We start from the raw sequence: 18,000 nt of genomic DNA on the forward strand, positions 1-18,000 counted from the left end.
TTGAGATGGCTATGCTTAATTCTAACGGCTTTGTTTTGACAACGGTGGATGAGCTACTAAGCTGGGGCAGACGCAATGCCTTGTGGCCGCTTACCATAGGACTTGCCTGTTGTGCTATAGAGATGATGCACGCTGCGGCCTCAAGATTTGACCTTGATAGGCTTGGTGTCATATTCAGGGCCTCTCCAAGGCAGGCAGACCTTCTTATAGTGGCTGGCACTGTGGTTAACAAGGTGGCACCCATGCTAAAGCTCCTTTGGGAACAGATGCCAGACCCTAAGTGGTGTATAACCATGGGAGGCTGTGCTTCTGCAGGTGGTCCTTTTCCTACCTACTCAACACTGCAGGGTATGGATAGAATAATACCTGTGGATGTTTATATACCCGGTTGTCCTCCGCATCCTCAAGGGCTTCTCTACGGCATCCTACAGCTTCAGAAAAAGATAAAGGAAAAGGGCGTCAAGAAATATGACAAAGCCTTTGAAGAGTTTAAAAAGGATATAGAGCGTCAAGGACTTGTCCCAAGAGAAATAACCGTATGAGGTGAAACATGCCTTGGATGAACAAAGCGGTAGCGGACAGAGTAAAGTTTGAGTTTAAGGATGTGGAGATAGAGTTTACAAGACACACAACCAACCTACATGTCAAGCAAGAAAGGCTTATAGACCTGCTAAGGCACCTGAAAGAGAAAGAAGGCTACAAGCTCTTTATAGACCATACATGTATAGACTTTCCTGATAAGAAGGAGAGGTTTCAAGGTTTATATATACTCTATAACCCAGATACCAATGAAAGGGTCATAGTCAAAACCTGGGCAAGGGACGGAAAACTTCCATCTCTTAGTGGGCTATGGCAGTGTGCCAAATGGGCAGAGAGAGAAGCCTACGATATGTTTGGTGTGGTTTACGAGGGGCACGAAAACCTTAGAAGGATGTTTATGTGGGAGGGCTACCCATACCATCCACTTAGAAAGGACTTTCCCATGGAGGGCTTTCCGGAAGTGGAGCTCCCATCGCTTACGGAGCTATATGCAGGCAGGACAGAGCCACCAAGTCACGACTATGAGCTTATGCACACAAGGGTGGCAACCATTGAGGACCTTGAGAGAACAGAAAAGTCAAGGCTTCAAAAGAAGGCACAGCTTGTGTTAAACTGGGGACCACTGCACCCTGGGACTCACGGCACCATATGGTTTTTATTTGACTTAGATGGCGAAAAAGTAGTCCAGTCAGACGTCATTCTTGGACAGCTCCACAGAGGAATGGAAAAGATAGCAGAGAACGTATATTACTTCCAATTCTTGCCTTACACAGACCGTATGGACTATATTTCTGCAGTCTGTAATGAACTTTCCTACGTGACCGCAGTAGAAAAACTGCTGGGTGTGGAAGTGCCAGAGAAGGCGCGCTACATAAGGACTATGTTCGCAGAGCTTCAAAGGATAAACTCTCATCTGCTGTGGCTTGGCACTGGTGCCCTTGACCTTGGAGCGTTGACTGTTTTCCTATACGCTTTCAGAGAAAGGGAAAAGATAATGGATATTATAGAAGGAAACGCTGGCTTTAGGCTAACCTCTGCCTTTTTGAGGATAGGTGGAGTCCACTATGACCTTGCGGAAGGCACTTTGGATGTGGTAAAAGCCTTCATAAAAGACTTTCCCAACAGACTTAAGGAGTATCACAACCTGCTCACGAGAAATCGTATATGGCTAAGAAGGACAAAGGACATAGGTGTTATAAGTAGGGAAGATGTGTTTAGTTACGGTCTTACTGGTCCTGTAGCCAGGGGCTCTGGAGTGCCTTACGATATAAGGAAACTTGAACCCTACGCTGCCTACGATGAGGTGGAGTTTGATATTCCTGTAGGTGAGGTAGGGGATGTCTACGACAGGTATTTGGTGCGTATGGAGGAGATGGTCCAAAGCCTAAGAATAATAGAGCAGTGCGTGGCAAAGCTGGAAAAACTTCCCAAGTCCGCACCCTACGTAAACAAGGAGCATCCAGCGGTAATGGCACCTAAGGAAGATGTCTTTATGGACCTTGAGGACATGGTAAAGAACTTCCGTATAGTAGTGCATGGAGAGTCCGCACCAGTGGGAGAGGTATACTCCAGCGGAGAAAACCCAAGGGGAGAACTTGGCTTTTACATATACTCCACAGGAGGCTCAAAGCCCTATAGACTAAGGATTAGGTCAGGAGCTCTTTATAACCTTTCCATATTCCCAAAGCTCATACAGGATGGAACTATTGCGGATGCCATAGCCCTATTGGGAAGCCTTGACCCAGTGGTGGGAGAAACAGACAGATGACTACCAAAGACCTACTTACCTACAAAGACCTAAAGGATTTGCCAAAGGAAGGAAGATACGAAGTGGTAGAAGGGAGGCTATTGGAAATGTCTCCAGCAGGAGGTTGGCATGCTTATATGGTTGCGGAGTTATCCTCAAGGCTAAGAGAAAAGCTAAAAGATATAGGCTATGTGCTTGCAGGTGAACTGGGTCTTGTGATACAAAAAGAGCCTTTAACTTTGAGGGCTTCCGATATTGCCTTCTATTCAAAAGAGAAATTAAAGAAAGTCCCAAGAGGTCTTTTGCACGAACCACCAGACCTTGTGGTAGAGGTAATAGCAGAAGAAACTTCAATGGAATACTTTGAGGAAAAGTTGAGAGACTACATAAACTTTGGAGTAGGCAGGATGGTTTTTGTAGACCTCATTAAAAGGCTTGTCTTGGTGGTGGACGAAGAGAGAAAGATTGGTGTTCACTCCTTTGAGGAAGAAGTGGAAGTTTACAAGGGAGTTAAGATAAACTTTGCAAGAACCATAGAGGAGGCGGGCTTGTGAAGGTTTTGGAGGTAATAACATACGCTGATGTGGAATACCTGCCAAAGGAAGGCAGATACGAAGTGGTAGAAGGGAGGCTATTAGAAATGTCTCCAGCAGGAGGTTGGCACTCAAGGGCGGTAGCAAAGATAACAGAAAGGTTAATAAGGTCTCTTGAAGACACTAAGAAGGGCTATGTATTTGCAGGAGAGCTTGGACTTCTCATAAAGAAAGAGCCTCTGACCCTGAGGGCTTCCGATATAGCCTTCTATTCAAAGGAAAAGTTAAGCCACATTCCAAAGGGCTTTTTGCACGAACCACCAGACCTTGTGGTAGAGGTGATAGCAGAAGAGACTTCAATGGAATACTTTGAGGAAAAGTTAAGAGATTACATAAACTTTGGAGTAGGCAGAATGGTTTTTGTAGACCTCATTAAAAGGCTCGTCTTGGTGGTGGACGAAGAAAGAAAAATCGGTGTCCACTCCTTTGAGGAAGAGGTGGAAGTTTACAGGGGAGTTAAGTGGGAATTTTCAGAAATTTTGGAGGTAGTGTGATGGAGTTGTGGCTTTCTCTTTTGATAACTCTCATTAAAATCCTTGTGGTTCTTGGTGTTTTTCTTGGAGTAGGTGCATACCTTACGTGGTTTGAGAGAAAGTTGGCGGGGCATATTCAGGCTCGTATGGGTCCAAAATTGGTAGGTCCCTTTGGGCTTTTGCAACCCTTGGCGGACGGCATAAAACTCTTAACAAAGGAGTCTGTTATTCCTCAAAATGCGGACAAGCCAGTGTATTACTTAGCGGTAGTTATGGCGGTAGCTCCTGCCATACTTCTTTTCTCTGTCATACCCTTTGGTCCTGAGTTTACCCTTTTTGGTTATCAGATAAAACCCATGATAGCGGATGTAAACATAGCTTTGCTTTTGGTCTTCGCTTTTGGTTCTCTGGCGGTATACGGAACCATATTCTCTGGATGGGCTTCTAACTCCAAATATGCCTTTCTTGGTTCTCTTAGGAAGGCCTCGGTGATAATAAGCTACGAAGTGGTGCTTGGTTTTTCTGTGCTTGGTGTTATTCTCCTCGCTGGCACTATGAGCACCACAGGTATAGTGCAAGCCCAGATAGAAAGGGGTGTATGGTTTATAGTCTACCAACCAGTTGCCTTTATTCTATACCTTTTCTGTATGCTTGCGGAATCTGGAAGAGTTCCCTTTGACATCCAGGAGGCAGAGGCGGAGCTCGTTACAGGTTATAACGTGGAATATGGCGGTATGAGGTTTGGAGTGTTTCCATTAGCGGAGTGGTATTTAAATGTTATGGCACTGTCTGCTATAGCTGTAGTGCTTTTCTTTGGTGGATGGTCAGGACCGTATATCTTTGGACCCTTGTCTCCTTACCTATGGTTTCTCATAAAGATGTTTGCCCTTGTCTTTTTTGTGCTGTGGCTACACTGGACACTGCCAAGGTTTCAAGCAAAGGATATAACTGAAATAGGCTGGAAGATAATGCTACCCATATCCATAGTGAACGTGGTTTTGACCGCAGTGTTAGCCTATATTCTATAGTTATGGAAAAACTTGAAGAAAGATTTGAAAGACTTGAGAGGCTCGCTGAATACTTTATAGAAGAAATGGCTGACTTCAAAAAATGGGTGGTGAGGTTTCTGTCCGAATACAAAAGGGAGGTGGATAGACAGATAAGAGAATATAAGGAGGAAACAAATAAGAGGATAGAGGAATATCGTAGAGAAAACAACAAACGCTGGGGCGAGCTTGCCAACAAATTGGGAACAATCGTGGAGGACATCATATATCCAGCCTTTAGACCTGTGATAAGGAAATATTTTGGCTGTGAGCCAGAGAAAACCTTTATGAGACTTGAATACATCAATCGTGAAAAGGGTATATATGAGGAGTTTGATGCGGTAGCGGTCTGCCAAGACAAGGCTTTTCTTCTTGAGGCGAAGTCTACTCCGAGAGAAAAGCACATAGAAGAGTTTAAGGAAAAGGCAAAGAGGTTTCTGCAATACTTTTCTGAGTTTGGAGATAAGAAGCTAATCCTCATCATGGCAAGTCTTAGCTTTAAGGAAGACTTTGTTAAGCAGTTATCTAAGACTAACATATACGCTATGGCTTATAGAGAATGGGAATATATGGATATTCTGAACTTTGAGGAGGTGAAAGGTGCTTAGAAGTGATAAGGTTAAGAAGGGAATAGAGAGGTCGCCTCATAGGGCACTTCTCAGAGCCTGTGGGCTATCTGATGAGGATTTTGATAAGCCTCTTATTGGCATAGCCAACTCTTACATTGACATAATTCCAGGACACGTGCATCTGAGAGAGTTTGTCCAGCCTATAAAGGAAGAGGTTCGCAAGGCGGGTGGCGTTCCTATAGAGTTTAATGTGATAGGTGTGGACGATGGCATAGCGATGGGGCATTACGGTATGCATTATTCTTTACCTTCAAGAGAACTTATAGCGGACTCCATTGAAACAGTGGTGGAAGCTCATCAGCTGGATGCTCTCATATGCATACCTAACTGTGACAAGATAGTCCCAGGTATGCTTATGGCGGTTGCAAGACTAAACATCCCTGCCATTTTCATAAGCGGTGGTCCTATGCTGGCGGGAGAGGTAAATGGCAAAAAAGTAGACCTCATAAGCGTATTTGAAGGCATAGGTCAGCTCAAGGCTGGGAAGATCACAGAAAGAGAGCTAAAGGTCATAGAGGAACATGCTTGTCCTACTTGTGGAAGTTGCTCTGGTATGTTTACCGCAAACTCCATGAACTGTATTACAGAGGTTTTAGGTCTGGCTCTGCCTGGCAATGGCACTATTCCTGCGGTAGACCCAAGGAGAGAGCTCCTTGCCCGCAAGACTGCAAGGCAGATAATGGAGCTACTTAGAAGAGATATAAGACCGAGAGACTTGCTAACACAAGAGACCTTTGACAACGCCTTTGCGGTAGATATAGCTATGGGAGGTTCATCCAATACCATATTGCACCTTTTGGCTATAGCAAGGGAGGCAGGCGTTGAATACGACCTTGCACGCATAAACGAAATATCAAAGAGGACACCCAATATATGCAAAATATCACCTGCATCTCATTACCACATACAAGACCTTGACAATGTAGGTGGAATACCTGCCATCCTAAAAGAGCTTATAAGAGGTGGATATCTACCCTACCCAGATAGACCAACAGTGAGCCTCAAGACCCTTAGAGAAATAGCCCAAGAAGCACCAGACGCGGACGGTGAAGTCATAAGGAGAATAGAAGAGCCATACTCCAAAGAAGGTGGTATAGCCATACTCTTTGGAAACCTTGCACCAGAAGGTGCTGTGGTAAAGACCGCAGGAGTTGACCCTAATATGTTGGTCTTTAGGGGCAAAGCCATATGCTTTGATTCAGAAGAGGAAGCCATAGAAGGTATACTTGGGGGTAAGGTAAAGCCTGGTCATGTGGTGGTCATACGTTACGAAGGACCAAAGGGCGGACCTGGTATGAGAGAAATGCTTTCACCCACCTCTGCTATAATGGGTATGGGTTTGGGAGATAAGGTTGCTCTTATAACCGATGGTAGGTTTTCCGGTGGTACGAGGGGGGCTTGTATAGGACATGTTTCTCCAGAGGCTGCGGCAGGAGGACCTATAGGGATAGTGCAAGATGGTGATGAGATACTTATAGACATTCCCAACAGAAGGTTGGAGCTTCTCATATTAGAGGAAGAGTTCACAAGGAGGATGGAAGGATTCCTTCCTAAGCAAAAGCCTATAAAAAGCTCATGGCTCAGGAGATATACAAAATTCGTAGCCTCTGCTTCAAAGGGTGCTATCCTTGAGGTATGATATAATTTAGAGCATGAAGCCTATTTTGGACCTTTTGCCCTTTTTGTTGTTTATAGCAGTAGTTCTTGCCAGCATAGCGGGAGGCGACATACTTAAATTTATAGGAGGTATTGCCATGGGTTTTTCTCCTCTGATAGTTATAGCTATTGCAGTAATCGTATTTCTAGTCACTGCGGTGAAAATAGTGCCAGAGTATCAAAGGGCGGTTATCTTTAGGCTTGGAAGGGTAATAGGAGCAAAAGGACCTGGTATTTTTATACTTATACCCATAATTGACAGAATGGTAAAGGTGGACCTTAGGACCGTCACCCTTGATGTGCCTACACAGGACATAATTACCAGAGATAATGTGTCTGTTAGTGTGGATGCAGTAGTATATTTTAGAGTGGTTGACCCTGTTAAATCTATAGTGCAGGTTGAAAACTATCTGTATGCCACATCTCAGATAGCACAAACCACTCTAAGAAGCGTGTGCGGTGCTGCAGAGCTTGATGAACTACTTTCTGAAAGAGAAAAACTAAACCTTCAACTTCAGGAGATTATTGACAGACAAACAGACCCTTGGGGTGTGAAGGTGGTAGCTGTGGAGTTAAAAAGAATAGACTTGCCTGAGGAACTTCGCAGAGCTATGGCAAGACAGGCAGAGGCGGAAAGGGAAAGAAGGGCAAAGATAATTGCAGCAGAAGCGGAATATCAGGCAGCACAAAAGCTGGCAGAGGCGGCACAAATACTTGCAACCCAGCCTATAGCCATCCAGCTTAGATACCTTGAAACCATACAAAACGTAGCCACAAAGCCAGGCAATACGGTTCTTGTGCCAATACCTACAGAGCTTTTCAGAGTTTTCTTCGGTGAAAACAAGATACAAGGTCAGGGTTAACAGGGTTGGAGTTATATTTATAGGCATAACCATATTTTTAGGCGTGGCAGCGGTAAATACCGCCAACAATCTACTATATCTTGTAGTATCCTATATGCTTTCCTTTATGCTACTTTCTGGCATTCTGTCCCTTTACAACCTAAGGGAGCTTGAGGTTGTCCTTATCCCACCAGAGGAAGTTTACGCTGGCACCATGACTGAGCTTAGAGTTTTGGTAAAAAACAGAAAGAGGCTTCCTGCCTTTCTGGTAGGTGTAAGGATAGGAGAGGGGAGCTATGTGTTTCCCCTTATACTTGGGGGCAAAGAAGTAGAGGGTATGGTTTCTACAATCTTTGAAAGAAGGGGGCATTACTCAAGTATAAACCTTGAGGTGGCTTCTTCCTTTCCTATAGGTCTCTTTGAAAGGTTTTACAGCGTAGAAGTTCCTGTGAATCTGGTGGTGTTTCCAAAGCCTTTGGCGGTGGCGGAGACATATCTAAGTGCCTTTCAGAGGGAAAAGGGTCAAGCCAAGTTTCAAAGTAGGAGTCGCGGTTATGAGGAGCTCTACGGGGTTAGGGAATATTCTAATGAACCTCTAAAGCTAATCCATTGGAAGATTTCCGCAAAAACGGGCAGTTTATACGTAAAGGACATGGTGGAAGAGTCCGCACCGCCAGTAGTCCTAAGTTTGGACATGGTGGAAGGAACCTTAGAAGAGCGTGTATCAAAACTTGCGTACTTAGTGAGAAGGTTTACTTCAGAGGGAAGACAAGTAGGGCTAAGGCTAACAGACAGGACTATACAGCCCTCAACGGGAGTATCTCACAAAAGGAGACTGCTAAGCGAGTTAGCCCTCCTGTAGAAGTGCCTTTGGATATGAGCCGAGGACTTTGACCATCTGAGACCTCTCCTGCAAAAGCTCCAAAGCCTTTTTTACATTCTCCTCTTCCGCATGTCCCTCCAAGTCCACAAAAAACACATAATCCCAAACCTTCTTTTTTGATGGTCTTGAGACTATCTTTGTGAGGTTGACACCATGTCGGTAAAAACTCTCCAAAGCCTTATAGAGAGCCCCAGCCTCATCCCTTATGGCAAATATCAGGCTTGTTTTGTCTTTTCCAGTAGGCTTCATCCACCTTTTCCCTATCACCAAAAACCTTGTGTAATTGTTAGGGTTGTCTTGTATATTTTCCGCAAGTATGTTAAGGTGATAGGTGTATGCGGCAACTTCACTGGCTATAGCACCTGCATCCTCAAGCTCCATAACCAGCTCACAGGCTTTGGCGGTGCTTTCAGTTTCTATTAGGCTTGTCTGTGGGAGGTTTTTCCTTAACCACTCCTTACACTGTGCGAGTGCATGTCTATGAGAGTATATGGTTTTTATATTTTCTAATCCGTTTGCAGTAGATAGAAGATTGAGCTTTATGGGTATTACCACCTCTCCTACTATTCTAAGGTCAGACTCTAAAAACATGTCAAGAGTATAGTTGACAACTCCTTCTGTGGTGTTCTCCACTGGAACCACACCGTAGTCAACTCTACCCGTCTCAACTTCCCTAAAGACATCTCCTATGGTGCTTACTGGCACATAATGGGCGGAGAAGCCAAAGTATTCAAGTGCAGCCTGGTGTGTAAAGGTTGCCTTTGGACCCAAATAGGCTATTTTAAGCTCCTTTTCCAGCGATAGGCAGGCAGAGATTATTTCTCTATATATATGGACTACCGCCTCGGTGGGAAACTCTTCGCCGTAAAGCTCCCTATTTAGTCTTATGATACGGTTTATTATTTCCCTTTCCCTTTCTGGAACATGAACCTCAAGACCCATACCCTTTTTTATCTCACCTGCCCTTTTGGCAAGCCTTGCCCTCTGATTAAGAAGCCTTAAAATCTCCTCGTCAATGGCGTCTATTTCTCTTCTTAACTCTTTTAGGTCTTCCATTATCTGTCTGCAAGATGTAGGTGTTGAAGTTGATAATTGGTGGAATGTCTTGTGGGGTATAAACCCTTTTCCCGGACTTTCCAATACTTTCTGCGCTTTCTATAAACTTCTCTGAGATACTCTTTTAACATGAGGCTTGGATACTTACCCTTTGCTATTTTGTGAAGATGCCACCACCACTTTTCTATGGGTTGACTATCGTCATCTTCCATTGGCTCATCAGACCTTTCAAGAAGCTCAAGAAAATAATGCACATTTTGAAAGAGCTTTCTGTCCGCCTTTTTCACATAAAGGCTTTCTTCAAGCCCTTCTTGATAGACCTTCTCCCTAAGTTTGATTATTAGGTCTGGGTATCCTACACCATAGTTAAAGAGCAGTTCAACCTCCGCAAAATAAATATAATCTGTATCAAGTTTCCTTTTAAGTTCACCCATAACGAATTAAATTATATACCATGATGAAAATCATTGTAGTGGGAAGTGGAGTAATAGGTTTGAGCTGTGCCTTGCTTCTTGCATCCGAAGGCTATAAAGTTCAAGTCATAACAAGAAACCCAGAAGAAGCTACCTCTTGGACCGCTGGAGGGATGTTAGCACCTTTCTCCGAAGGCTTAGAGGGTGAGCTTTTTGACTTCTCTTATCAGAGCCTTAAGGAGTATCCAGATTTTATAAGGTTTTTGAGTGATGTTTCTAAACAAAGGGTTGACTTTTGGCAAGAGGGTATATACAGGGTAGTATTAGAAGGAGAGGAGGAGCTTCTCAAGGTGGCAGAAAGATACAAAAGGGCAGGCTATGGTGTTGAACTTTTACAGAAGGGAAAGGACTTGTCAAAGGATGTTATATCCCTTATACACTATACAGAAGAGGCGTGGGTGGACGCAGAGATGCTAATGGATGCTTTGCTTTTTGCTATGAATAGGCTTGGTGTGGACTATGTGGTGGATGAGATAACCAGCGTGATGAAAAAAGAGGATGAGATAGAAAGCATAAAGGGTATTAGGTCAGAATATAGAGGTGATTTTTATGTTTTTGCCTTAGGTTCTTGGACGAGAGAGCTTTTTGACCTTCCTGTTTATCCAATAAAGGGGCAAGCACTTAAACTCAAAGGGGTAAGCCTCTCAAGAGTTCACTACTCCTCTATTTCTTACCTTATACCCAGAGAAAAATACCTTTATGTGGGTGCCACTTCTGAAGATGTGGGCTTTATGGGTGGCAACACCCTTGAAGGTTTAAAGCAACTTTCAGAAGGTGCTATACGTATTGTTCCTACTTTATCTAAGGCTACATTAATGAACACCCTCTACGGCTATAGACCTGCCACGCCTGATGAGAAGCCTATCTTTCAAGTTGGAGAAAACTACTTTATAGCAACAGGGCACTATAGAAATGGTATCCTACACGCACCTATTACTGCAAGGGTTGTAAAGGACCATATGAAGGAGGAAAGCTCTCCTTTTATTGACCCTTTTTCACACAGAAGGTTTGCTTAAAGTCTTAATGAAATCTTAACAGTAATACCTTATCTTTAGAAACCATGGGAGAATACTTTGAAGAGATTTTGGAAAGGGCGATTAGCCGTAGAGATGTTCTAAAAGGGATGCTGTTGGGTAGTGTTGTGCTGGGACTATCTCCTAAAGTTTCCTTCTCAAAAAGTTTGGGCTTTAGAAGCATTCAACCAAGCACAGAGGATAGGATAATTCTGCCAGAAGGTTTTGAATATGTGGTGCTCATACGCTGGGGTGATGCCTTAGACAAAGGACCATCTCTTGACTGGAAGAGGATTTACGAAAAAGGTCCTTCATGGGAGGATGTGGAGCGTCAAAAATTTTCCTTTGGATATAACTGTGATTATGTAGGTTTTTTCAGACTGTCGGATGATAGGGCACTGCTTGTGGTAAACCATGAATATACAAATCCAGAGCTTATGTTTTCCAATTTTGCTCCCTCGGGGCAAAGACCAACCAGAGAAGAAGCTATGCTTATGTTAGAAGCACATGGCGTGTCTGTGGTAGAAATAAGAAAGTCCAATGGTAAGTGGCATTATGTGAAAGGCTCACCTTACAATAGAAGGATAACAGGCTCTACCAGATGTGAAATAAGCGGTCTTGCAAAAGGGCACACACTCATGAAATCCTCCTACGATAAGGAAGGTGAGTTCGTATATGGCACTCTAAATAACTGCTCTGGTGGTAAAACTCCTTGGGGAACGGTGTTAACCTGTGAAGAGAACTTTCATAGCTACTTTTGGGGAGACGAGTTTAAGATAGAACACCCTAAAGCAAGGTTGATACAGGAACTTCACTACCGTTATAGGGTTCCCAGTGAGTGGGCTATGGTGTATGGTTTTTATAAATACAGTGAGCGTTTCAATATAGAAAAGGAGCCTACAGAACCACTTCGTTTCGGTTGGGTGGTAGAGGTTGACCCATTTAACCCTACAAAACCACCTATAAAGAGAACCGCTCTCGGAAGGTTCAAGCACGAAGCAGCAAACTGTGTAGTAGCACCAGATGGTAGGGTGGTGGTCTATATGGGAGATGACGAAAGGTTTGAGTATGTCTATAAGTTTATTACAAAGGGTAAATATGACCCTAACAACAGGCAAGCAAACATGGACCTTCTTGATGAGGGTGAGCTATATGTGGCAAAGTTCAAGGATGACCTTACTGGAGAGTGGATACTTATAGCCAAGTGCGAAAAAAAGCCAGATGGCACTTATGCTATAACACCCAATCCAGACCTTCCTGAACCTTTCAAAAGCGACCCAGTCCTTTGTTTCATAAACACAAGAGGCGCTGCGGATGCACTTGGAGCTACCATGATGGACAGACCAGAAGATATAGAATGGAATCCGTTGACAAAAAGTGCATGGGTAGCTCTAACCTTTAATGAAAGAAGAGGGGCAAGCGGGCAACCGGGAACTGACAGAGCTAACCCCAGAGCGAACAATGTAATGGGGCACGTGTTAGAGATAAAAGAGGCAAACGGTAATCCTGCGTCAACCACATTCACGTGGCAAATACCAATACTTTGTGGTGATCCCAACGCTTCTGAAGAAAACAAGAAATTGATAATTTACGGTCAACCTGCAAGCTCCTCAACGCCTGCTATTTCTGCACCAGACAACTTTGTGATAGATAGGCTCGGAAACGTATGGATAGCCACAGATGGCAATCCAAACTCCTCAAGACTCAAGAAGAACGACGGAGTTTACGTGCTTAATCCCTTTACTAAAGAATTTAAAATGTTCCTCTCTGGAGTGCCTGGCTGTGAAATATGCGGACCTGAGTTTTCGGATGACTGGAAAACCTTTTTCTGTGCCATACAACACCCAGGAGAGGGTGGTTTAGGGGGTCAACTAACAAGATGGCCATATGAGAGCGATATTCCAATTCCAAGACCTTCGGTAATAGCAGTCTGGAGGAAGGACGGAGGAGAAATATTTGCATAAAAACTCATGCCTTGCCTCCTTCCCCTCTTTTTAATTTCTTATGACAAAAAACATCACTTTTTGGAAACTTAGCTTATAATTATTAACCACTTTTTGGTAGGAGGCAGGCATGAAAGTAAGGGTGGTTCAAAAGGAAGACTTTCACTTCATAGGTACAGGTGAGTCTGGCAGAGAGGTGCCAATAGACGCAGCGGGTTATGTGGGTGGTAAGGGTAGAGGTATAAGACCTCCAGAGCTTCTCTTTCATTCCATAGCGGGTTGTGTGGGTATACATCTCTACGAAGCTCTGCATAAAGAAGGCAAGCACACGGAACACATAGAGATAGAAACGGATGCAGAGAGGATAACAGAGGGATATCCAAAGGTTTTTACCAAGATATACCTCTTTGTAAAGGTAAAAGGCGATGTCTCTGAAGAAGATGTGAAAAAAGCCTTAGATAAAACCATATACGACCCTGGAACCTGTTCCATAGCCTACATGATAAACAAGGTGGCACCCATAGAATACAAAATAGAGCTCTTGTAGGAGGCGGTGCATGTTTAAAAAGGTTCTCATAGCAAACAGGGGTGAGATAGCCTGTAGGATTATAAGAGCCTGCAAGGAGCTTGGCATAAGAACCGTTGCCATATACAATGAGATAGAGTCCACCGCAAGGCATGTGAAGATGGCGGATGAAGCCTATATGATAGGGGTAAACCCCTTAGATACATACCTTAATGCGGAACGTATAGTAGACCTTGCTTTGGAAGTGGGTGCGGATGCCATCCATCCGGGCTATGGCTTTTTGGCAGAAAACGAACACTTTGCGAGGCTCTGTGAGGAAAAGGGAATAAACTTTATAGGTCCTCATTGGAAGGTTATAGAGCTTATGGGAGACAAAGCGAGGTCTAAGGAAATAGCCAAAAAGGCAGGACTTCCCACTGTGCCCGGAAGCGATGGTATTCTAAAGGATGAGCAAGAAGCCAAACAGATAGCGAGAGAAATAGGCTACCCTGTGCTTTTGAAGGCTTCCGCTGGTGGCGGTGGAAGAGGTATAAGGATATGCAGGAACGAGGAAGAACTGCTGAAAAACTACGAAAACGCCTATAACGAAGCCCTAAAAGCCTTTGGCAGGGGAGACCTTTTGCTTGAAAAATACATAGAAAACCCACACCACATAGAGTTTCAGGTTCTTGGGGACAAATACGGTAATGTTATACATCTCGGTGAGAGGGATTGCTCCATTCAAAGGAGAAACCAAAAGCTCGTAGAAATAGCACCATCTTTGCTCCTTACTCCCGGTCGGAGGGCATACTATGGAGAGCTTGTAGCTAAGGCGGCAAAGGAGATAGGATACTACAGTGCAGGCACTATGGAGTTTGTAGCAGACGAGAAGGGAAACATATACTTCATTGAGATGAACACAAGGATTCAGGTAGAGCATCCAGTCACGGAGATGATAACAGGCGTGGACATAGTAAAGTGGCAGATTAGAATCGCTGCTGGTGAGCCTCTAAGATATAAGCAGGAAGACATAAAGTTTAATGGCTACTCCATAGAGGTGAGGATAAACGCAGAAGACCCCAAAAAGAACTTTGCACCAAGCATAGGAACTATAGAAAGGTATTATGCACCCGGTGGCTTTGGTATAAGGGTGGAGCATGCAGCGTCAAGGGGTTATGAGGTAACCCCCTACTACGACTCTATGATAGCCAAGCTCATAGTCTGGGCTCCTCAGTGGGAGGTTGCCATAGACCGTATGAAGGCAGCTTTGGAGACCTACGAGATTACTGGCATAAAGACCACTATACCCTTGCTTATAGAGATAATGAAGGACCCAGACTTTAGGGCTGGTAAGTTTAACACCAAGTATTTAGAGACCCATCCTCATCTCTTTGAGTATGAGGAGGTAAGAAACAAGGAAGATTTTGTAGCCTTTATATCTGCGGCGATAGCCGCATATCATGGACTATAAAAGGAGGTAAGGCATGCAGGCCGTGGAGATAATGGAGGAAATTCAAGCACAGCTCAAGGAAATGGAGAGGTCTGGCTTTAGGAAAAAGATACTTATCACAGACCTCACGCCAAGGGATGGTCAGCAGTGCAAACTTGCCACCCGTGTAAGAACCGATGACCTTCTACCTCTGTGTGAGAAGTTAGACAAGGTAGGTTTTTATGCGGTGGAGGTCTGGGGTGGTGCCACTTATGACGTGTGCCTTAGATATCTCAAAGAAGACCCATGGGAGAGGCTAAGACGCATAAAGGAGGTTATGCCCAACACCAAACTTCAGATGCTCTTTAGGGGTCAGAACATTGTAGGATACAGACCCAAGTCTGACAAGCTGGTTTACAAGTTTGTAGAAAGGTCTATAGCTAACGGCATAACTGTTTTTAGGGTCTTTGATGCTCTTAATGACAACAGGAACATCCAAACTGCAGTAAAGGCTATAAAGGAGCTTGGTGGAGAAGCCCATGCGGAGATAAGCTACACAAGGAGCCCCGTGCATACCATAGAGAAATGGGTAGAGTATGCCCTTGAGATAGCGGAGATGGGTGCGGACTGGCTGTCCTTCAAAGATGCCACTGGTATTATTATGCCCCTTGAAACCTACACCATAATAAAGAGGATAAAGGAAGCCACAGGTGGAAGACTGCCGGTTTTACTTCATAACCACGACATGAGTGGAACTGCTATAGTGAACCACATGATGGCAATACTTGCGGGTGTGGATATGGTTGACACTGTTCTATCTCCACTTGCCTTTGGCTCATCACACCCAGCAACGGAGTCCGTGGTGGCAATGCTTGAAGGCACACCCTTTGACACAGGTCTTGACCTAAAGAAAATAGAAGAGTGTGCGGAGATTACTAAACATATACGCAAGAAATATAAGAAATACGAGACTGAATACGCAGGAGTTAACGCCAAAGTGCTTATACACAAAATACCGGGTGGTATGATTTCCAATATGGTGGCACAGCTCATAGAGGCAAACGCTATAGACAAGATAGAAGAAGCCCTTGAGGAAGTTCCAAATGTAGAGAGAGACCTTGGATATCCACCACTTCTCACACCCTCCTCTCAAATAGTAGGCGTGCAGGCAGTCCTTAATGTTATATCTGGTGAGAGATATAAGGTGATAACCAAGGAGGTAAGAGACTACGTTGAAGGAAAATACGGAAAACCACCAGGTCCTATTTCAAAGGAGCTTGCGGAAAAAATTCTCGGATCTGGCAAAGAACCAGACTTTTCAATAAGAGCTGCAGACCTTGCAGACCCCACAGACTGGGACAAGGCATACGAGGAGACAAGCACACTGCTCGGAAGAGAGCCTACAGACGAGGAAGTGCTTTTGTATGCTCTGTTCCCGATGCAAGCCAAGGACTACTTTACCGCAAGGGAAAAGGGAGAGCTAACCGCAGAGCCGATAGAGGAGTTGGCAGAAGCTACAGAGGTAAAACCCGGCACGGTGCCCGGTGCTGCACCTGTGGAGTTTGAGGTTATATATCACGGGGAAAAATTCAAGGTGAAGGTGGAAGGTGTGAGTGCCCATGCGGAGCCCGGTAAGCCGAGAAAATATTATGTAAGGGTAGATGGAAAGCTGGAAGAGGTGCAATTAACACCTCAACTTGAAGCTGTGCCTTCTGGTGGTGTTCCTCAAGCGGTGGTTCAGGCGGAAGGAAAAGGTATACCAAAGGCAAGCCAGCCAGGAGATGCAACAGCACCTATGCCCGGAAGGGTTGTGAGGATTTTGGTAGAGGAAGGTCAACCTGTTAATGAAGGTCAAACGGTAGCTATAGTGGAAGCCATGAAGATGGAAAATGAGATACACGCACCCATTACTGGCGTTGTAAAGAAGATATTCGCAAAACCGGGTGATAATGTGACTCCTGACGATGCACTTTTGAGGATAGAACCCGTTAAGCCAGAGGGCGATACTTACGGATGAAAACTCAAAAGGTGGTCATAAACGGACCGCCCTCTTCTCTAAGACAAAAGTAGTATAATTGTTAATATGCTAAAAGAAGGAGAGCTTGCACCAGACTTTTGTCTTGAAGGGATAGACCATGAGGGGAAAGAGGGTAAGTTTTGTCTAAAGGACTTGCTTTCCTCTCCTCTTATACTTTATTTTTACCCCAAAGATGATACCCCTGGTTGCACGCAAGAAGCCTGCGACTTTAGGGATAATCTCAACATACTCAAGTCAAAAGGCTTTGTAGTTATAGGCATAAGTCCTGACAGTTTGCAGTCTCACAAAAAGTTCAAGGAAAAGTATGGACTTAACTTTATATTGCTTAGCGACCCTCAAAAGGAAGTTATGAAAGCCTATGGTGCCTATGGCAAGAAGAAGATGTATGGGAAAGAGACAGAGGGGGTAATTAGGAGCACCTTCGTGATATCTCCAGAGGGAAGGATACTAAAAACCTTTTACAATGTCAAGGCAAAAGGTCATGTGGAAAGCCTCCTTAGAGAACTTGACATAACCCCTTGACAGGTTGTATAATGATAGCTTAATATAATCAATAAAGGAGGTAGCTAAAATGAGGAAGTTTATAGCACTTGGAGTTGCGAGCTTGGCACTCCTTGCAGCATCCTGCCAGCAAAAGCCTGCGGAGCAACCAGCAGAACAACCGCCTGTAGAAGAGCAACAGCAACCTGCTGAACAGCAGGAACAACAACCTGCAGAGCAACAAGGATCTGAAGAACAGCAACCTGTAGAACAACAACAGGGCGGAGAGTAAAAGCAGTAAGCACATTCGGGGGTTTTGCCCCCATTTAAATTCTTTACTGAGGGGAAGAAGTTATGTATGCAATTATAGAAGCTGGTGGAAAGCAGTATAAGGTTGAAAAAGGAGCTAAGTTAAAGGTAGAAAAACTGCCCAGTAATGTTGGTGCGGTTCTTGAATTTTCCCCTGTGCTTTTGAGAAGAGAGGATGGTTCTATAGAGTTTGGCAAGGGTAAAGTCCTTGCTGAGGTCTTATCTCACGGGAAACACAAGAAGGTTATAGTGTTTAAGTTTAGAGCAAAGAAAAACTATAAGCGTTGGAGAGGACACAGACAACCCTACACAGAAATATTGATAAAGGATATACAGGAGGTATAA

The 18,000-nt window shown here is 44.3% G+C and carries 19 protein-coding genes; 17 read left to right on the forward strand and 2 right to left on the reverse strand.

All coding sequences use genetic code 11. The features are described from left to right. Positions 1-5 precede the first annotated feature (5 nt). The 9 genes from IAE16_RS00915 to IAE16_RS00955 are packed head-to-tail and all read left to right on the forward strand — an operon-like array spanning position 6 to position 8,388. Complete coding sequence (locus tag IAE16_RS00915) at positions 6-542, forward strand: NuoB/complex I 20 kDa subunit family protein (protein ID WP_173834324.1); 537 nt, start codon at positions 6-8, stop codon at positions 540-542. A gap of 8 nt (positions 543-550) precedes the next feature. Continuing rightward, entirely contained in the window at positions 551-2,308 is a 1,758-nt protein-coding gene (gene nuoD / locus IAE16_RS00920; RefSeq protein WP_323700825.1) for an NADH dehydrogenase (quinone) subunit D, read from the forward strand. Then, entirely contained in the window at positions 2,305-2,841 is a 537-nt protein-coding gene (locus IAE16_RS00925) for a Uma2 family endonuclease (protein WP_323700826.1), read from the forward strand. The genes nuoD and IAE16_RS00925 overlap by 4 nt, the downstream gene beginning before the upstream one ends. After that, the gene (locus IAE16_RS00930; protein WP_323700828.1) at positions 2,838-3,374 is read left to right on the forward strand and encodes a Uma2 family endonuclease; all 537 of its coding nucleotides are present in this window, start codon (positions 2,838-2,840) and stop codon (positions 3,372-3,374) included. The genes IAE16_RS00925 and IAE16_RS00930 overlap by 4 nt, the downstream gene beginning before the upstream one ends. Further along, entirely contained in the window at positions 3,374-4,381 is a 1,008-nt protein-coding gene (nuoH, locus tag IAE16_RS00935) for an NADH-quinone oxidoreductase subunit NuoH (protein ID WP_323700829.1), read from the forward strand. The genes IAE16_RS00930 and nuoH overlap by 1 nt, the downstream gene beginning before the upstream one ends. A gap of 2 nt (positions 4,382-4,383) precedes the next feature. Continuing rightward, the gene (locus IAE16_RS00940) at positions 4,384-5,007 is read left to right on the forward strand and encodes a hypothetical protein (RefSeq protein WP_323700830.1); all 624 of its coding nucleotides are present in this window, start codon (positions 4,384-4,386) and stop codon (positions 5,005-5,007) included. Beyond that, entirely contained in the window at positions 5,000-6,667 is a 1,668-nt protein-coding gene (ilvD, locus tag IAE16_RS00945; protein WP_323700831.1) for a dihydroxy-acid dehydratase, read from the forward strand. Before IAE16_RS00940 ends, ilvD begins: the two co-directional genes overlap by 8 nt. A gap of 13 nt (positions 6,668-6,680) precedes the next feature. Next, complete coding sequence (locus IAE16_RS00950) at positions 6,681-7,547, forward strand: slipin family protein (RefSeq protein ID WP_323700832.1); 867 nt, start codon at positions 6,681-6,683, stop codon at positions 7,545-7,547. Beyond that, the gene (locus IAE16_RS00955; RefSeq protein WP_323700833.1) at positions 7,519-8,388 is read left to right on the forward strand and encodes a DUF58 domain-containing protein; all 870 of its coding nucleotides are present in this window, start codon (positions 7,519-7,521) and stop codon (positions 8,386-8,388) included. Before IAE16_RS00950 ends, IAE16_RS00955 begins: the two co-directional genes overlap by 29 nt. Here the strand turns inward: IAE16_RS00955 and pheA are convergent. Next, on the reverse strand, positions 8,374-9,465 hold the full coding sequence (gene pheA / locus IAE16_RS00960) for a prephenate dehydratase (protein ID WP_323700834.1): 1,092 nt from the start codon (positions 9,463-9,465) through the stop codon (positions 8,374-8,376). The genes IAE16_RS00955 and pheA overlap by 15 nt on opposite strands. Continuing rightward, on the reverse strand, positions 9,465-9,899 hold the full coding sequence (locus IAE16_RS00965) for a hypothetical protein (protein ID WP_323700835.1): 435 nt from the start codon (positions 9,897-9,899) through the stop codon (positions 9,465-9,467). Before IAE16_RS00965 ends, pheA begins: the two co-directional genes overlap by 1 nt. 20 nt (positions 9,900-9,919) lie before the next feature. Here IAE16_RS00965 and thiO point away from each other — a divergent pair, with 20 nt between their 5' ends. The 8 genes from thiO (at position 9,920) to rplU (ending at position 18,000) form a co-directional block, all read left to right on the forward strand. Beyond that, a complete protein-coding gene (gene thiO, locus IAE16_RS00970; protein ID WP_323700836.1) occupies positions 9,920-10,954 on the forward strand; it encodes a glycine oxidase ThiO in 1,035 nt (344 codons plus the stop codon). 44 nt (positions 10,955-10,998) lie between these two features. Beyond that, complete coding sequence (locus IAE16_RS00975) at positions 10,999-12,915, forward strand: PhoX family protein (protein ID WP_323700837.1); 1,917 nt, start codon at positions 10,999-11,001, stop codon at positions 12,913-12,915. A gap of 109 nt (positions 12,916-13,024) precedes the next feature. Further along, a complete protein-coding gene (locus IAE16_RS00980) occupies positions 13,025-13,441 on the forward strand; it encodes an OsmC family protein (protein ID WP_323700839.1) in 417 nt (138 codons plus the stop codon). Between the two features lie 10 nt (positions 13,442-13,451). Next, the gene (gene accC / locus IAE16_RS00985; RefSeq protein WP_323700840.1) at positions 13,452-14,870 is read left to right on the forward strand and encodes an acetyl-CoA carboxylase biotin carboxylase subunit; all 1,419 of its coding nucleotides are present in this window, start codon (positions 13,452-13,454) and stop codon (positions 14,868-14,870) included. 13 nt (positions 14,871-14,883) lie between these two features. Then, positions 14,884-16,845 (forward strand): 2-oxoglutarate carboxylase large subunit, encoded by a 1,962-nt coding sequence (gene cfiA, locus IAE16_RS00990; RefSeq protein WP_323700841.1) that lies wholly within the window; start codon positions 14,884-14,886, stop codon positions 16,843-16,845. 66 nt (positions 16,846-16,911) lie between these two features. Next, positions 16,912-17,388 (forward strand): peroxiredoxin, encoded by a 477-nt coding sequence (locus IAE16_RS00995; protein WP_323700842.1) that lies wholly within the window; start codon positions 16,912-16,914, stop codon positions 17,386-17,388. Between the two features lie 49 nt (positions 17,389-17,437). Then, positions 17,438-17,638 (forward strand): hypothetical protein, encoded by a 201-nt coding sequence (locus IAE16_RS01000; RefSeq protein WP_323700843.1) that lies wholly within the window; start codon positions 17,438-17,440, stop codon positions 17,636-17,638. Positions 17,639-17,700: 62 nt separating this feature from the next. Beyond that, positions 17,701-18,000 (forward strand): 50S ribosomal protein L21, encoded by a 300-nt coding sequence (gene rplU, locus IAE16_RS01005; RefSeq protein WP_323700844.1) that lies wholly within the window; start codon positions 17,701-17,703, stop codon positions 17,998-18,000.

It is taken from the genome of Hydrogenobacter sp. T-2 (assembly GCF_033971325.1).
Taxonomy (GTDB): domain Bacteria; phylum Aquificota; class Aquificia; order Aquificales; family Aquificaceae; genus Pampinifervens; species Pampinifervens diazotrophicum.

Bases quoted from the DNA above. Each gene is read 5' to 3' on its own strand.
- IAE16_RS00965 (WP_323700835.1), bottom strand. From the start codon at position 9,899: ATGGGTGAACTTAAAAGGAAACTTGATACAGATTATATTTATTTTGCG.
- IAE16_RS00995 (WP_323700842.1), top strand. From the start codon at position 16,912: ATGCTAAAAGAAGGAGAGCTTGCACCAGACTTTTGTCTTGAAGGGATA.
- nuoH (WP_323700829.1), top strand. From the start codon at position 3,374: ATGGAGTTGTGGCTTTCTCTTTTGATAACTCTCATTAAAATCCTTGTG.
- nuoD (WP_323700825.1), top strand. From the start codon at position 551: ATGCCTTGGATGAACAAAGCGGTAGCGGACAGAGTAAAGTTTGAGTTT.
- IAE16_RS00950 (WP_323700832.1), top strand. From the start codon at position 6,681: ATGAAGCCTATTTTGGACCTTTTGCCCTTTTTGTTGTTTATAGCAGTA.
- accC (WP_323700840.1), top strand. From the start codon at position 13,452: ATGTTTAAAAAGGTTCTCATAGCAAACAGGGGTGAGATAGCCTGTAGG.
- rplU (WP_323700844.1), top strand. From the start codon at position 17,701: ATGTATGCAATTATAGAAGCTGGTGGAAAGCAGTATAAGGTTGAAAAA.
- IAE16_RS01000 (WP_323700843.1), top strand. From the start codon at position 17,438: ATGAGGAAGTTTATAGCACTTGGAGTTGCGAGCTTGGCACTCCTTGCA.
- IAE16_RS00940 (WP_323700830.1), top strand. From the start codon at position 4,384: ATGGAAAAACTTGAAGAAAGATTTGAAAGACTTGAGAGGCTCGCTGAA.
- IAE16_RS00925 (WP_323700826.1), top strand. From the start codon at position 2,305: ATGACTACCAAAGACCTACTTACCTACAAAGACCTAAAGGATTTGCCA.
- cfiA (WP_323700841.1), top strand. From the start codon at position 14,884: ATGCAGGCCGTGGAGATAATGGAGGAAATTCAAGCACAGCTCAAGGAA.
- IAE16_RS00915 (WP_173834324.1), top strand. From the start codon at position 6: ATGGCTATGCTTAATTCTAACGGCTTTGTTTTGACAACGGTGGATGAG.
- pheA (WP_323700834.1), bottom strand. From the start codon at position 9,465: ATGGAAGACCTAAAAGAGTTAAGAAGAGAAATAGACGCCATTGACGAG.
- thiO (WP_323700836.1), top strand. From the start codon at position 9,920: ATGATGAAAATCATTGTAGTGGGAAGTGGAGTAATAGGTTTGAGCTGT.
- IAE16_RS00980 (WP_323700839.1), top strand. From the start codon at position 13,025: ATGAAAGTAAGGGTGGTTCAAAAGGAAGACTTTCACTTCATAGGTACA.
- IAE16_RS00975 (WP_323700837.1), top strand. From the start codon at position 10,999: ATGGGAGAATACTTTGAAGAGATTTTGGAAAGGGCGATTAGCCGTAGA.